The 15,175-nt window shown below is 73.8% G+C and carries 13 protein-coding genes; 6 read left to right on the top strand and 7 right to left on the bottom strand.

Going from position 1 to position 15,175, the window contains the following annotated elements:
- Positions 1-58 precede the first annotated feature (58 nt).
- The 3 genes from V2S66_RS00385 to V2S66_RS00375 are packed head-to-tail and all read right to left on the bottom strand — an operon-like array spanning position 59 to position 3,226.
- The gene (locus tag V2S66_RS00385; RefSeq protein WP_330792121.1) at positions 59-409 is read right to left on the bottom strand and encodes an STAS domain-containing protein; all 351 of its coding nucleotides are present in this window, start codon (positions 407-409) and stop codon (positions 59-61) included.
- Entirely contained in the window at positions 406-1,500 is a 1,095-nt protein-coding gene (locus tag V2S66_RS00380) for a cobalamin B12-binding domain-containing protein (RefSeq protein ID WP_330792120.1), read from the bottom strand. Before V2S66_RS00380 ends, V2S66_RS00385 begins: the two co-directional genes overlap by 4 nt.
- A complete protein-coding gene (locus V2S66_RS00375; RefSeq protein ID WP_330792118.1) occupies positions 1,490-3,226 on the bottom strand; it encodes a PP2C family protein-serine/threonine phosphatase in 1,737 nt (578 codons plus the stop codon). Before V2S66_RS00375 ends, V2S66_RS00380 begins: the two co-directional genes overlap by 11 nt.
- A 164-nt stretch (positions 3,227-3,390) precedes the next feature.
- On the opposite strand from V2S66_RS00375, the gene V2S66_RS00370 reads away from it, so the two are divergent.
- Positions 3,391-3,567 (top strand): hypothetical protein, encoded by a 177-nt coding sequence (locus V2S66_RS00370; protein WP_330792116.1) that lies wholly within the window; start codon positions 3,391-3,393, stop codon positions 3,565-3,567.
- Positions 3,568-3,668: 101 nt separating this feature from the next.
- On the opposite strand, the gene V2S66_RS00365 is transcribed toward V2S66_RS00370, so the two are convergent.
- Positions 3,669-4,865, bottom strand: coding sequence for a lytic polysaccharide monooxygenase (locus V2S66_RS00365; protein WP_330792115.1), 1,197 nt, complete (start codon positions 4,863-4,865; stop codon positions 3,669-3,671).
- Between the two features lie 291 nt (positions 4,866-5,156).
- Here V2S66_RS00365 and V2S66_RS00360 point away from each other — a divergent pair, with 291 nt between their 5' ends.
- Positions 5,157-5,783 (top strand): hypothetical protein, encoded by a 627-nt coding sequence (locus tag V2S66_RS00360; RefSeq protein ID WP_330792113.1) that lies wholly within the window; start codon positions 5,157-5,159, stop codon positions 5,781-5,783.
- Between the two features lie 259 nt (positions 5,784-6,042).
- On the opposite strand, the gene V2S66_RS00355 is transcribed toward V2S66_RS00360, so the two are convergent.
- Positions 6,043-6,684: a YceI family protein gene (locus tag V2S66_RS00355; RefSeq protein ID WP_330792111.1), complete on the bottom strand. Its 642-nt coding sequence runs from the start codon at positions 6,682-6,684 to the stop codon at positions 6,043-6,045.
- Between the two features lie 201 nt (positions 6,685-6,885).
- On the opposite strand from V2S66_RS00355, the gene V2S66_RS00350 reads away from it, so the two are divergent.
- Positions 6,886-7,326 carry a hypothetical protein gene (locus V2S66_RS00350; RefSeq protein WP_330792109.1) on the top strand — a complete coding sequence of 147 codons (441 nt, stop codon included), beginning with the start codon at positions 6,886-6,888 and terminating at the stop codon, positions 7,324-7,326.
- Positions 7,327-7,559: 233 nt separating this feature from the next.
- Positions 7,560-9,668, top strand: coding sequence for a discoidin domain-containing protein (locus tag V2S66_RS00345; protein ID WP_330792804.1), 2,109 nt, complete (start codon positions 7,560-7,562; stop codon positions 9,666-9,668).
- Between the two features lie 96 nt (positions 9,669-9,764).
- Here V2S66_RS00345 and V2S66_RS00340 read toward each other — a convergent pair whose 3' ends face one another.
- Positions 9,765-11,474, bottom strand: a complete 1,710-nt coding sequence (locus tag V2S66_RS00340) for a serine/threonine-protein kinase (protein ID WP_330792107.1) — start codon at positions 11,472-11,474, stop codon at positions 9,765-9,767.
- Between the two features lie 133 nt (positions 11,475-11,607).
- Complete coding sequence (gene uvrA, locus V2S66_RS00335) at positions 11,608-14,082, bottom strand: excinuclease ABC subunit UvrA (protein WP_330792106.1); 2,475 nt, start codon at positions 14,080-14,082, stop codon at positions 11,608-11,610.
- Positions 14,083-14,253: 171 nt separating this feature from the next.
- Between uvrA and V2S66_RS00330 the strand changes: the two genes are divergently transcribed.
- Both V2S66_RS00330 and V2S66_RS00325 read left to right on the top strand, forming a co-directional pair.
- Positions 14,254-14,610: a PadR family transcriptional regulator gene (locus V2S66_RS00330; protein ID WP_330792104.1), complete on the top strand. Its 357-nt coding sequence runs from the start codon at positions 14,254-14,256 to the stop codon at positions 14,608-14,610.
- A gap of 1 nt (position 14,611) precedes the next feature.
- On the top strand, positions 14,612-15,172 hold the full coding sequence (locus V2S66_RS00325) for a hypothetical protein (protein ID WP_330792102.1): 561 nt from the start codon (positions 14,612-14,614) through the stop codon (positions 15,170-15,172).
- Positions 15,173-15,175: the final 3 nt, after the last annotated feature.

Genomic DNA, 15,175 nt, shown 5'->3' with positions numbered 1-15,175 from the left:
CGGGCGGGCCGGGGCCCGGGCGCGGTGCGCCGTACGCGGCGACGAGCGCGTCCGCGCGTCAGGCGGGGGGACCGGGGGGACCGGTGAGGTGGACGAGGGTGTCGGTGACCGTCAGGAGGCGGTCGAGGGGCGGCTGCCGGTTGTCGAGGTGGAGAAGGATGCCGGCCGCCTGCGTGTGGCGGTGCAGCATCAGCAGGCAGGACAGGCCCGTCGAGTCGCAGACGCCCAGCTCACGGCAGTCCAGGTGCAGGTGGCGGGTGCCGGGGTGCTCCGCCAGGTGGTGCAGGACGCCCTGCAGGAAGCCGTCGGCGGTGTCGTAGTCCACGTCACCGCGCACGCGCACGTGCAGGCGCTCCCCGCCGCCGGCGGTGACCTCGGCGCTCGGCGCCGCGGGCGGATACGTCGTCATGAGCGGCTTCCGTGGCCTGCCGGGCTCGGAACGGCGCCGGCCAGGGCGTCGCGGGCGTGCGCGAGGACGCGCAGCGCGCGCGGGAGGTCCCTCAGCTCGGCGCCGAGCAGGTCGAGGGTGGGCGGCAGGGTCGCGGCCGGGACATGGCGCGCGGCCAGGATGCTCGCGGTCCAGGTGATGAATCCCGAGAAGAGCTCGTCGTCGTCCGTGTAGAGCGCGGTGGCGAGGAAGTCCACGATGTGGGCGCAGTCCTCCGCCGTGTGCTGGCGCTGGAGTTCGGTGTACGAGGCGACGGCGGGCAGGCGCTCCTCCAGCCCGGTCATCATCGCCTTGACCAGCTGCGGCCGGCTGCGGGCGACCAGGGTGTACTCCTGGTCGGCCAGGTGCGGCAGGTCGTCGACGGGCTGGTGGGGGTCGGGCCGGCGGACCGGAAGAGGGCCCTCCAGGCGGTCCGCGGCTGCCCGCGCGTCCGGTGCCCAGACGTCCGCGCCGAGCAGACGTGCGTACTGGCCGTGCTCGCCGAAGGCCGCGCCGCCGGCCAGGACGGGGACGCTGAGCGCCTGGCACGCCGTGATCGCCGCGTGCGCCGCCGGCAGCCGCGTGGCGATCGAACTGGACAGCGCGACGACGTCGGGGCCTGTCCGGTGCAGATGCCGGATGAGGTGCGGTGTGGGCACCTGGGCGCCGAGGTAGTCGACATGCCAGCCGCGCAGCGTCAGCACCTCGGCGAGCAGCCGCGCCGGCAGCGCGTGCCACTCGCCGTCGACGCACGCCACCGTCGCCGTGCCGCGCCGCCGGTCCGGAGGTCCGCCGTCGTGGGTGCGCACGACGAGCGCCGCGACGATGCGGTCGTTGATCGCGGTCGCCGCGTGCTCCTGCGCCACGGTCAACCGGTTGGCGGCCCACTCGCCGCCGATCCGCCGCTGCACGGGCGCGATCACGTCCAGCAGCAGGGTCTCGGGGTCCATGCCGCGGTCCAGGGCGGTCAGCGCGGTACGGGTCGCGGTGTACTCGTCACCGGCGGTGACGGCCTGCCACAACCCCTCGGCGGTCTCCCGCGCGGTGCGGCTCTCGGCGGATTCAGCGTTCACGCGCGCCGTCTGCCCCGGATCCCGCCTCCCATGACCGCCGTGCCCCGACCGTGTCCTGACCGTGGCCGGGGGCCGCGCCCGCCGCGGGTTCGCGCGGCGCGGTGATCGCGATGACGGCCATGTCGTCGTGACGCCCCGACCCCACCCACTGCGAGGCGAGCATCTGGACGCGCTCGACGACCGCCTCGGCGGGCATGCCCGCGCACTCGGCGAGGACCCGCTGCAGCCGCTCGTCACCGAACAGCGCGCCGCCCATCGGCCCGCCTCTGGCCTCGGTGACGCCGTCGGTGAAGAGCAGGCACGTCTCGCCCGGCTCCAGGTGGGTCTCGACGGTGGTGGCCCTGACCGTCGGCAGCGCCCCCACTAGGGTGCCCCTGGTGCCCACCTCCTCGACCTGCCCGCCGGCCCGCACGATCAGCGGCGCGGGGTGGCCGGCGCTGGTCAGCCGGAGCCGTACGCCGCGCCGCATCCGCGCCGCGGACGCCAGCACCAGCGTGGCGAAGCGCGTGCTGTGGGCGTTGAGGAGCGCGCCGTTGAGGAGTTCCAGCATCCGCTGGTGGTCGGCGGCCAGCGGGAGGAGCGCGTGCAGGGTGTTGCGGATCTTCCCGGTCAGCACCGCCGCCTCCAGTCCCTTGCCGCACACGTCGCCGAGCACCACCAGCGACTCCTGGGCGTCGTCCTGGGCGGGCGCGGGATGGACGTCGTAGAAGTCCCCGCCGATGCGCTCACTGTCACCGGACGGCCGGTATCCGCCGGCGAAGTCGATGCCGCCGACCCGGTGCAGCACCGGCGGCAGCAGGTCCCGCATCAGGACCTCGGTGATCGACGCCTGCTCAGCGTACAGGTGGGCCGCGGAGATCGCGGCGCCCGCCCGTGCCGCGAACAGCCGGGCGAAGACCTCTTCCTCCTGCGAGAAGGACTCCCGTCCGGCGCGCCGCAGCAGCACCAGCGCCCCCGCCGGGACGCCGTGCCCCGGCAGCGGGGTGACCACGATCGAGCCGACCTCGCCGAAGCCCTCCGGGATCAGCCAGTCCGGCGCGGTCGCCGGGTCGATCCAGCGCGAGGGCACCGGGGGGAAGCCCTGCAGCGACTCGTCGAGGCCCAGCACCGTCGCCGGGTCCACGGCGAACCGCTCGCTCCACGGCGTGCCGCCGCTGCGGCAGAACACGACCGGCAGGCGCCGGCCGCGCGCCGGGCTGACGACCAGCGCCGCGTCGGCGAGGTGGCTCGCCGCCAGCTGCGCGGTGGTGCTCACGCACCGGTCCACGTTCAGCGACGACAGGAGCGTGTTGGACGAGCCGGCGAGGAAGGCCGTACGCTCCCGCTCCACCCGCAGCGCGGCGTGCGCGAGCTGCCGGTCCGTGTCGTCGACGAGCCACCACACCACGCCCCCGCCGTTCTGCACGGACGGATGCGCCTCGTAGCTGCGTTCGCCTATCGGGCCCGCGGCGACGCCCGGCGCTCCGGCGGCGGGCGACGACGGCCGCGCGGCCTCTGACGGCACGTCACCGTCGAGGCGGGCGTGGGCCGCGGCCAGCCAGGCCGGCACACCGTCGGCGAGCGGCGAGCCGACCCGGGCCGCCGGCAGGAGCGCGGCCGCCGTGTCGTTCAGCAGACCCACCACGCCGTCGTCGCCGACCACCAGGACGGGGTACGGCGCGGCGCCGAGGGCGGAGGGGATCATGCCGCTGCGGGTGTCGGAGAGCTGGGACGGGATCGATGGCATAGAAGGGGGCCGTCGAATCAGCCCCTCACCTCGGTTTCACTGTCGACGGCGATGGTTACCTCACGACAACCGTCCCGCACCGCGGCTCCGATCGCAAGGAGAGCCCTGGGACGCGCGTCCGCGTCGTGTGGCCCGCACGCTCCATGGACTGGCATCATGTGCGGGTGGATACAGCGAAGCTCGAACTGGCCGCGCAGCGCTATGCGGAGGCCGAGGACGCCCGGGAAGCCGCCGCGACGGACCTGAGGGCGGAAAGCGCGGCCGCCCAGGCCCAGGGCGCCGACGAGGTGCAGGTGGCGCAGGCCACCGGCATCCCCGTCGAGGAACTGCGCGACCTCTAACCCGCCGTGCCCGTGGTCCTGGGCGACGGGCACGCCCTCGTCTCGCACGGCCTCGTCCCGCACGGCAGCGCGCCGTGCGGGACGAAGACGGAGCCGGTGCGTCAGGCGAACGTGCAGGTGATCGAACCGTTGGGCAGATTGATTCCCGACGAGGTCGCCGTGAAGCCGAACGTGGTGTTGCCGTCCGCGGCGATGGTGCCGTTGTAGGCGGCGTTGGTCACGGTGACCGCAGTGCCGGTGGCGGACACGTTGCCGTTCCACAGCGAGGAGATCCTCGTCCCGTCACCTGTCGTCCACGCCACCTTCCAGTGGCTGGTCGGGGAGGTGCCGTGGTTCATCACCTCGACCTGTCCCTGGAAGCCGCCACTCCAGGCGTTGGTCACCGAGTACATGGCCATGCAGGTGCTGTCGCCGCCGCCACCGCCGGTCGTGCCGCCAGTGGTGGTGGAGCCGGTCGTGCCGCCAGTGGTGGTGGAGCCGGTGGTGCCGCCGGTGGTGGTGGAGCCGGTGGTGCCGCCGGTGGTGGTGGAGCCGGTGGTGCCGCCGGTGGTGGTGGAGCCGGTGGTGCCGCCGGTGGTGGTGCCGCCGTTGTGGATGCCGGTCACTTCCCCGTTGCCGCCGTCGAAGGCGATGTCGGAGCAGGAGAAGAAGTTCTCGTTGCTGTCCGAGCGGACCCACTGGATGAAGAGCAGGGCGTTGCCGGATCGGCCCGAGGGCAGCGCCTGGTCCCAGTAGTAGTGGCCGCCGTCGGTGCCCGGCGAGCCCACCGCGGGCGGGTTGGTGGTGCTGCTGATCTGGTCCAGGTCCGCCCACGCCAGCGGGGTGGTGGGCGACCAGCCCTGCTTCGTGAGGTACACCCGGAAGGTGCCGGGGTGCGCCGCCCAGTTGCTGTACTGCAGCTGGATCGACGATCCCGACGTCAGGTGGGTGCGCGGCCAGTCGTCCCGGGCCGCGCTGTAGGCGGAGAAGTCGTACGGCGACTTGTTGCCCGCGCTGCAGAGCGTCCCGTCCGGGACGTAACCCGCACCGCGGCCGGCGGCGTTGGAGTCCAGCACCGCGAACCAGTTGTACAGCGGCGTGGTGCCGCTCTGCGCCACCGCGGCGGCGCAGGCCGGGTTGGTGGGGGTCAGGGCGCCCGACGCGGTCTTCGCATCCTGGTAGCACAGGTACGTGCGGGAGCCGGGCATCATCGCGACGCCGTGTGCCTGGGCGGGGCTCTGGCCCAGGATGACGAAACCGAGCGTCGCGATCAGTGTGGCGAGTCCCGATATGAGGGAGAGTGTCCTTCGCCTCTTCAAGGTGGGTGACCTTTCCGGCAGCGTCCCGGGGGCCGTGGGCCACCGTAGCCGGGTCCCCGGGGCGTAGTGGGGGGATGCTCGGGGCGCTATGGGAGCGCTCCCATAGCCGGGAAGCTAACAGGTCGTCAGGGACGTGTAAACACTTCCGCCACACCGCTTTCCCGCGGCGCCGCGCCGCGTCCGCGTGGGAGACGGATGAGGGGGCATGCGCAGCGTCACGAGGCCCACCGCGGCGGCCTGGGCGGATCAGGACGGCAGGCCGCCGCGGCCCGAGCAGAGGAGCGAACGCGCATGAGCGACGAGCAGGAAGTGCAGGCGGACCCCGAGGCGGTGCGCCGGCTGGCCGTCCACGACGTGGACGGGCGACGGGTGGGCCCTGTGACGCAGGTGTACCTCGACGACCGGAGCCGGCGGCCGGAGTGGGTGGCGGTGCGCGTCTCCCGTACCGACCCGCCGGTGGCGGACTCGGGAGCGGCCGCCACGCAGGAGGGCGGAACTGTCCCTGAGGGCGCGCGGAACGGCGCCGGCGAGCCCGTCGGATCGGCCGAGGTGTTCGTGCCGCTGCGCGGCGCCCGCCGCGAACGCGGCGATGTGCTGCGTGTCGGCCAACTGCTGGAGGTCATCGGGCGGGCGCCCGTCATGAACGTGGACCAGCACCTCGGGCTCGACCAGGAGCAGGAGCTGTACGTGCACTACGGTCTGACGCCGCGTGACGGGGACGGTTCGGGGGCGCCGGGCGTGGGCGACGGCCGCCCGATGGTCCCGCTGACCGGACCGGCGCGCGACGAGGTCGTCTCCCGGGTGCGTGAACTGGCCGACGAGCCGCCGGCCGCCCCGGCCCGTCTGCGCCGCTTCGTGCCCACGGACTCCGACGAGGCGACGGTCGGCCCCTCGGGCGTCCACGGCGACGACCGCTGATCCGGGCCGGTCGCCCACCGGCGTGAGACGGCACCGGCCCGGCGGTCGGCCGGGCCGGTGCCGTACGGCAGCCGCCCGCCGAGGGTTCTGCCCTCGCCCTGGGCGCCGACCGGGATCGGCGCGATGGACCGCGCTGTTGCGCCGGGCCGCGGGGGACCGGTGAGCGGCGGCGCGGCCTGGGGTGGCACGGCCTGGGGTGGCGCAGGCTGGGGCGGCGCTGGAGTGCGCCGCCCGAACGGGTCGTCTCCCACAGGTGGGGTCAGGCCTGCTTGACCGCCGAGATGTCGAAGGTGAGCTTGACCTTGTCGCTGATCAGGACGCCACCGCCTTCGAGGGCCGCGTTGTAGGTCAGGCCCCAGTCGGCGCGGCTGACGGTGGCGGAGCCGTCGAAGGCGACGCGGACGTTTCCGTACGGGTCGGTGACCTGCCCGTTGAGGGTCAGGTCGATCGCGACCGGGCGGGTGGTGCCCTTGACGGTGAGGTCGCCGTGCATGCGGTAGGTCTCGGCGTCGATCTGCTCGGTGCCGGTGCTGCGGAAGGTGATCGCGGGGAACTCCTCGGCCGCGAAGAAGTCGCCGTTGCGCAGGTGCTCGTCGCGGGCGCTCAGCGCGGTGTCGATGCTGGCGACCTTGATGGTGAGCGCGGCGCGGGAGGCGGACGGGTCGGCGCCGTCGAGAGTGAAGGTTCCCTCGTACTCGGTGAAGCGCCCGCGGATCGTCGTCACCATCGCGTGCCGCGCCGAGAAGCCGATCTCGCTGTGCGAGGTGTCGATGGCGTAGTCACCGGTCAGGTGGGTCAGATCCGCGGTGGCGACGGCCGTGGCGGCAGCCGGCGCGGCAGCCGGTGCGGCCGTCGGTGCGGCGGTCGCTGCGGCGGTGGTCTTGCGGGCGAACAGGCCCATGGTGTGCTCCCTGAGGACGGGGTTGGTTCGACTTTCAACCACTTACGCATGAGTCCCATTCCGTGTGATATGTCGGGTTCGCGTGATGCCGGTCACCCGCCGCGGGCCGCCCTTCCCGAGCGCCGCCGGCCGAGGCGGCCGCCATGTCACGGGCGTGTCACATGCCCCACCCGCACCGCCCCGCTCCGCCATCCTGGTCCGATGCGTATACGACTCACGGCCGCCGCCCTCACCGCCGCCTCGGTGCTCGCCCTCGCCGACTGCTCCTCGGGCGCGGACGAGAGCGCCACGGACCGGACCGGCTCGCCGCCCCGGCCGAGCGCGTCCACCGCCGCACCCGGCGCCGACCCCTCGGGGGCGACGCCCGGCGCCGACCGCTCGGCGGCCGGAAAGGCCCTGGGCATGCCGCCCGCCCCCGCCGGGGCGTCGAAAGCCGGCCTCTACGCGGCGCTCGAGAAGATCCGACCCGGCCTCACCCACGACGACGCCGCCACGACGGACGACATCCGCAACCAGTGCCAGAACATCAACACCGGCGGCAGGGACCTCGGGCGGTCCGCGGCAGCGCGGTTCGGCGTGACCGCCGCCGAGGGCGACAGGATCGTCGCGGCGCTGAAGTCCTCCGGAGTCTGCAAGCCCTGAGGGTGCGCGGGAGGACGCGTGCGGCCCGGAGGTGCGCGGCGTCTCCCATCGCCGAGCCCCGCGCCGCATGGTGACGGACCGTCACTCTCGCGCTGCGTCTTGACGTCCAGGCAATGCCGCCGTAATCATCGCTGCACCAGAGAGCGCTCTCTCGCTTCCTTCGGCGACCCTCAGGAGACGCCTTGAACGGCAACCCCCCACCCCTGTCCGGCAGATTCGCCACCCCACGCGCGATCGTCTTCGCCTGCGTCGCGGCGCTCGTCGCGGCCCTCGCGCTCGTGATCGTGCAGACCCCGGCCCGCGCGGCCGGCACCCTGCTCTCGCAGGGCAAGACCGCGACCGCGTCCTCCACCGAGAACGGCGGCACCCCCGCCTCCGCGGCGGTCGACGGCAACACCGGCACCCGCTGGTCCAGCGCCGCCGCCGACCCGCAGTGGCTGCAGGTCGACCTCGGCGCCACCGCGACGATCAGCTCCGTCACCCTCAACTGGGAGACCGCCTACGCCAAGGCGTTCAAGATCCAGACGTCGGCGGACGGCACCAACTGGACCGACGCCTACTCCACCACGACGGGTACCGGCGGCACCCAGACGCTTTCCGTAAACGCTTCCGGGCGCTATGTCCGGCTGTACGGGACGGTGCGCGCGACCCAGTACGGCTACTCGCTCTGGGAGTTCCAGGTCTACGGCACCGCGGGCACCGGGACGTCCGGATGCTCGACGACCAACGCGGCGCTGAACAAGACCGCGACGGCCTCCTCCACCGAGAACGGCGGCACCCCCGCCTCCGCGGCGGTCGACGGCAACACCGGCACCCGCTGGTCCAGCGCCGCCGCCGACCCGCAGTGGCTCCAGATCGACCTCGGCGCCACCCAGAACGTCTGCGGCGTCCAGCTGAGCTGGGAGAACGCCTACGCGAAGGCCTACCAGATCCAGCTGTCGACCGACGGCACCAACTGGACCACCGCGTACTCGACGACCAGCGGCCCCGGGGCCACCGAGCTGATCACCCTCACCGGCACCGGGCGCTACGTGCGGTTGTACGGCACCCAGCGCGCCACGCAGTACGGCTACTCGCTCTGGGAGTTCCAGGTCTTCACCGGCGGCAGCGGTGGGACCGGCGGCACCACCGGCGGCAGCACGGGCGGCACCACGCCGCCGCCGGACGGCACGCTGCTGTCGTACAACAAGCCCGCCACCTCCTCCACCTACCAGGACGCCAACAGCTGCACCGGCTGCACCCCGGCCAAGGCGTTCGACGAGGACCCGGCCACCCGCTGGGCGACCAGCGACGTCAACGGCTGGGTGGACCCCGGCTGGATCGCGGTGGACCTCGGCGCGACCGCGCACATCACCAAGGTCGTCCTGCAGTGGGACCCGGCCTACGCGACGGCATACCAGATCCAGACCTCGCCGGACGGCGCCAACTGGACGCCGATCTACTCGACGACCACCGGCAAGGGTTTCAAGGAGACCCTGACCGTCGACGGCACCGGCCGCTACGTGCGGATGTACGGAACCGCCCGCAGCAACGGCTACGGCTACTCGCTGTGGGGCTTCGACGTCTACGGCACCGGCGGCAACCCGACCGCGCCGCCGGCCCTGCCGCCCAACCCGGGGAACCCCGAACACCTGGTGTGGAGCGACGAGTTCAACGGCGCGGCCGGCACCAAGCCGGACACCTCCAAGTGGACCCAGGACGTCGGCGGCGGCCAGAACGGCGAGCTGGAGTACTACACCAACGGCGACAACACCAGCATGGACGGCAACGGCGACCTGGTCATCGAGGCGCGCAAGGAGAACGTCCAGGGCCACCAGTACACCTCGGGCCGGATCAACACCTCGGACCACTTCAACTTCACCTACGGCCACGTCGAGGCGCGGATCAAGGTGTCCGGCACCCAGGGCCTCTGGCCTGCCTTCTGGATGCTCGGGTCGAACTTCAAGACCGGCACCCCCTGGCCGAACTCCGGTGAGATCGACATCATGGAGCACGTCGGAAAGGTCGCCGACTCGGTCTACTCCACCCTGCACGCCCCCGCCTACAACGGCGGCAACGGCTACGGCTCGCCCTACACCGTCGCGGGCAGCGACTTCGCGAACGACTTCCACACGTACGCCGTGGACTGGGACTCCAGCCACATGACCTTCTCGGTGGACGGCCACGCCTTCTTCACCGCCGACAAGGCGACGGTGGAGTCGACCCGCGGCCCGTGGGTGTACGACCACCCGTTCTACATCATCCTCAACAACGCGGTCGGCGGTGACTGGCCGGGCGCGCCCGACGCCACCAGCGTCTTCCCGCAGCGGATGCTGGTCGACTACGTGCGCGTCTCGCAGTAGCCGCGCACCCAGGGGGGCGGGCCGCCGGACGCCGGCGGCCCGCCCCTTGCGTCGTGCGCAGAGAGCACCGGACCCCGCGCCCTGCGCGGCGCGGCGCTACTGCCGTGTGAAGGTGTCGGGGGAACCGAGCCCCTGCGAGCCGGGGCCCAGCCGGAGCGTGCCGCCGGTCATGCTCAGCTGGTACGAGTTGCCGCGCGCGCAGGTCAGCGTGCTGTCCGGGTCGGTGGTGTGCGGCGACGTCGCGGCGAACTCCACGACGCCCTCGCTCACCTTCTTCAGCACCAGCGACTCGGTGCAGCCGTCGTTCTCGCCGGTGTCCTGGTCGTGGACGTCGCTCACCTGCTGCCCGACCACCTGGCCGACGCGGCCCGCCCGCAGCGTGAGGGTGACCTTGTAGCTGTCGGTGTGCAGCGCCATGGAGTAGTTGCCGTCCGGGTTGCCGGGACCGGTCCCGAACCAGGTGCCCACCCAGGACGCGGGCAGCACGTCCGGATCGAGGCCGGCGGCCCCGGCCGGGGTGGTCGACGCGCCGCTGCCGCCCCCGCTCGTATCCCCCCGGTCCGCGTTCGAGCCCACCAGCGAGTGCACGAGGAGCCCTGCGGCCACCACGACGGACAGCGCGCCCGCGGCGATGATCAGCCGCCGGCGTACCTTCGCCGGGGCCGGTCCAGGCCCCGGCACGGGGTTCGGGTTGGGGGCGGGGTGGGGGAGCGGGACCGGTACCGGCACGGGGCGCGGGCGGTAGGCCGGGTGCTCGTGCGCGGTCCGCGTCCCGGTGCCGGGGGACGCGGCAGGCGGCAGGCCGTGGCCGCCGGCGTCCGTGGGCGCACCCGGCGGGGGAGTGGGGGAGTCGAGAGCGGTGAGCACATGGGTCGGCGGCGGCGACGCGGCGGCCGGATCGGCCAGCGTGGCCCGCGTGTCCGCCTCGCGTGCGGCCAGTTCCGCCGCCAGGCCGGGCGGCAGGCGCGGTGCCCAGCGCCCGGCCGGCCGCTCGGGTTCCGGCAGCGAGGCGATCGCGTCCCGGGCGGCGGGCCGGTCCTCCGGCTGTTTGGCGAGGCAGGCGCGCACCAGCGGCAGCAGCGCCTCGGGCACACCGTCCAGGTCCGGCTCCTCGTGGACCACGCGGTAGAGCAGGACCGGCGCGGACGGCTTCTCGCCGACCCGGTCGAACGGGCCGTGCCCGGTCGCCGCGTACACCAGTACGGCGCCCAGCGCGAAGACGTCGCCGGGCTCGGCCGACACCCCCGCGGTGGCCTGCTCGGGGGCCATGTACCCCGGTGAGCCGATGACCCCGCCGGTCCGGGTGTGCCGGGAGTCCTCCGCGGCGCGCGCTATGCCGAAGTCGATGAGCAGCGGCCGGGCGCCGGCCAGCAGCACGTTGGAGGGCTTGACGTCCCGGTGCGCGAGTCCCGCCTGGTGGACCGCGTGCAGAGCCTCGCACAGCTCGGCGGCCAGCGCGGCCACGCTCGCGGCCGGCAGCGGCCCGTGCTCGGAGACCCAGTCGGCCAGCGACGGCGCGGCGACGTACTCGGTGGCGAGCCACTGCGGTCGGGAGCCGGCCGGGGAGAAGTCGACCACGGTGACGGTCCACGGCGAGCGCACCCGGTCGGCGTGCCGGATCTCGCGGGCGAAGCGCTCCCCGAAGGTGGGATCGAGCCCCAGCTCCGGCCGCATGGTCTTCAGCGCGAGCGGCCGCCCGGCCGGTGACCGCGCCAGGTACACCTCGCCCATCCCCCCGGCGCCCAACCGTGCGAACAGCGGATATCCCCCGACCGACGCCGGATCGGCCGCCCCCAGACTCTGCATGCCCGCAGCCTACGACGTGGCCGCCCCACCGCGTGCTCGCATCCCGTATCGGCCGACGCCGCCCCGCCGCACCGCTGATCGGGGCCGCCCGTCGTGGGCCGTCGAGGTGCGTTGTGGGCCGTTGTGGGCCGGGTCACCCTCCGCTCAGCCTGCGTGCCAGGTAGGGCGCGGTCACCCCGGTCCCGGCGCCGGCGACCTCGGCGGGCGGACCGGCCGCCACGACGCGGCCGCCGGCGTCACCCCCGCCGGGGCCGAGGTCGACGACCCAGTCGGCGGTGGCGACCGCGTCCAGGTCGTGCTCCACCAGGACGACCGTGTTCCCCGCCTCCACGAGCTGGTGCAACTGGCGCAGCAGCAGCTCGACGTCCGCCGGGTGCAGCCCCACCGTCGGCTCGTCGAGCAGGTACAGCGCGTGGCCACGGCGCGCCCGCTGCAGCTCGGTGGCGAGCTTGATGCGCTGCGCCTCGCCGCCGCTGAGCTCCGTCGCCGGCTGCCCGAGCCGCAGGTACCCCAGTCCCACCTCGCGCAGCGTCCGCAGGCTCCTGGCGGCGGCCGGCACCTCGCCGAGGAAGCCGGCGGCGTCGTCGACGGACATCGCCAGCACGTCCGCGACGGTCCTCCCGCGGTAGGTCACCTCCAGCGTCCGCGCGTTGTACCGCCCGCCGTGGCAGGTCGGGCAGGGCGCGTACGTCCCGGGCAGGAACAGCAGCTCGACCTCGACGAAGCCCTCTCCCTGGCAGGTCTCGCAGCGGCCCTGCGGGACGTTGAAGGAGAACCTTCCGGCGGTGTACCCGCGCGCCTTCGCCTCGTCGGTCGCCGCGTACACCTTGCGCACCGCGTCGAACAGGCCCGTGTACGTGGCGAGGTTCGACCGGGGGGTGCGGCCGATCGGCCGCTGGTCGACCCGGACCAGCCGGTCCAGCGGGTCGAGGCCGGAGACCTCCCGCACGTCGACGTCGACGCCGGCCTCCACCTCGTCGCCTTCGGCCGGCGCCGTTCCGAGGTGCTCGCGCACCACCCCCGCGAGCACCTGCGAGACGAGCGTCGACTTCCCCGAGCCGGACACCCCGGTCACCGCCGTCAGCACGCCGAGCGGTATGTCGGCGGCGATGTCGTGCAGGTTGTGGCGGCGGACGCCGCGCAGCCGCAGCCAGCCCTGCGGCTGACGGGGCGCGCGGGCGGCCGCACGCTCCCGCCCGAACAGGTACCGGCCGGTCGCCGACTCGCCGGCCTGTTCCAGGCCCGGCACCGGGCCGGAGTAGAGCACCCGGCCGCCGCCGTCCCCCGCCCCTGGGCCGATGTCGACCACCCAGTCCGCCCGCCGCACCACGTCCATGTCGTGCTCGACGACGAACAGCGAGTTCCCCGCGGCCTTCAGGCGGTCCAGCACGTCCAGCAGCGGCTCGGTGTCGGCCGGGTGCAGGCCCGCCGACGGCTCGTCGAGCACGTAGACCACCCCGAACAGCCCCGAGCGCAACTGCGTGGCGATCCTCAGCCGCTGCGCCTCGCCGGGCGACAGCGTCGTCGAACGGCGCCCGAGGCTGAGGTAGCCCAGCCCGAGGTCGAGCAGCACCTGCGTGCGCGCGACGAGGTCGGCGCTGATGCGCACCGCGACCTCGGTGGTCTCCCCGGACCGTGCGGTCGGTGTGGCGGCCGTCGGGTGCGGCAGCTCCGCGACGGGCCGCAGCAGCTCCGCGACCTCGGTGAGCGGCATCGCGTTGACGTCGGCGACCGAGCGTCCGGCGAAGGTCACCGCGAGCGCCTCCGGGCGCAGGCCGGCGCCGTGGCACACCGGACAGTCGACGCTCCGCACGAAGCGCAGCGCGCGGTCGCGCATCTGCTGGCTCTTGGAGTCGGCGAGGACGTGCATGACGTGCTTGCGGGCGCTCCAGAAGGTGCCCTGGTAGCCGTAGTCGACCCGGTCGCGTTCCGGCCTGACCAGGACGGAGGGCTGCTCGTCGGTGTAGAGCAGCCAGTCCCGGTCCTTCTTCCTGAGCCGGCGCCAGGGCAGGTCGATGTCGATCCCCAGACCGCTGACCACGCTGCGCAGGTTGGCGCCCTGCCACGCGCCCGGCCAGGCCGCGATCGCGCCTTCGCGAACGCTGAGCGAGGTGTCCGGGACGAGCAGGTCCTCGGCGACGTCGTGGACCACCCCCAGCCCGTGGCACCTCGGGCAGGCCCCCGCCGCGGTGTTGGGCGAGAACGCGTCCGCCTCCAGCCGCGTCGCGCCCCGCGGGTAGGTCCCAGCGCGGGAGTAGAGCATCCGCACCAGGTTGGACAGCGTGGTGATGGTGCCCACCGACGAGCGCGAGCTGGGCGCCCCGCGGCGCTGTTGCAGGGCCACGGCGGGCGGCAGGCCGGTGATCCCGCCCACGTGCGGCACCCCGACCTGCTGGAGCAGCCGGCGGGCGTAGGGCGCGACGGACTCGAAGTACCGGCGCTGCGCCTCGGCGTAGAGCGTGCCGAAGGCGAGCGAGGACTTGCCGGAGCCGGAGACGCCGGTGAAGGCGACCACCGCGTCCCGGGGGATGTCGACGTCGATGTTCCTCAGGTTGTGCTCGGCGGCTCCACGGACACGGACGAAAGGGTCTGTCGCGGCGTGGGTCACGACACCTCCTCGCGCGGCGCCCGATCCGGCGCCGCCCCCTCCAGCGTGCGCCACCCCGGACGCTTCGGCACCCGGGCGCCGGGAGACCCGGTTCCGGAGGTGCGGCAAGGGCGATCCGCGGGCGGTCGCCGGCTACTTGACTTTGCCTAGTACCTGACGGACTCTATGAGCATGACGACGAGCCACGATCCCCAGCTGCTGAAGGGCGTCCTGTCGCTGCTGCTGCTCCACCTGCTGGCGGAACAGGAGTCCTACGGGTACGAGGTGGCGCAGCGGCTGCAGGGGGCCGGGTTCACCGACGTCCTGGAGGGCACCGTCTATCCCGCCCTGGCCCGGCTGGAGCGGGAGGGCCGCCTCGCCACCCGGCTGGTCGCCTCGTCCAGCGGGCCGGCGCGCAAGTACTACCGGCTGACGCCGGTCGGCCAGGAGGCCCTGGCGACCGGCAGGGCAGCGTGGACACGGCACGTGACCAGCGTCGACGCCGTCCTGAACCGTCCCCTGCCCACCACAGCGGAGAAGAGTTCCTGACATGCCGCACACCATCACCTGGCGGGACCGGCTGCGGATCGAGCGCCTCGTCTGGGCCCTCGACCAGCAGCTGTACGACCTGCCCCGCCGCTCACGCGTCGCCAGACGCCGCGAGGTCCGGGCCAACACCCTGACGGCGGCGCGGGACATCGGGACCGTCGAAGCGCTGCGCCGCCTCGGCAGCAGCAGCGAACTGGCCGAGGAGTACCTGGCCGCCGAGCTCGGCGACGGCCCGCGCCACTCCTGGATCGCGGCCGCCTGCTTCGCCGTGACCGTCCCCCTGGTGCTCACCTTCGTCCTGGGGGAGGCCGCCTCGGCGTACCGGCAGGCGATCGTCGCGGCCGACCCGCACGCCACCGGCACCTACACCTGGACCGGGTTCAGCTACCTGCAGAGCGCCGTCTCCTACACCTACGACCAAGGCCACGGCAGCGAGTCCGGCGGCGCGTGGACACCCGTCACCTACGCCCTCCTGGTCGCCGGGACCATCGCCTGCGGCCGGCTGTGGCGGCTGCTGCCGTGGTGGAAGGCCCGCCGCCTGAAGGCGGCCGCCACGCCGTGACCC

The organism is Actinacidiphila polyblastidii (genome assembly GCF_036353415.1).
In the GTDB taxonomy this organism is placed as follows: domain Bacteria; phylum Actinomycetota; class Actinomycetes; order Streptomycetales; family Streptomycetaceae; genus Actinacidiphila; species Actinacidiphila polyblastidii.
This window is presented reverse-complemented; position numbering and strand designations above follow the sequence as displayed.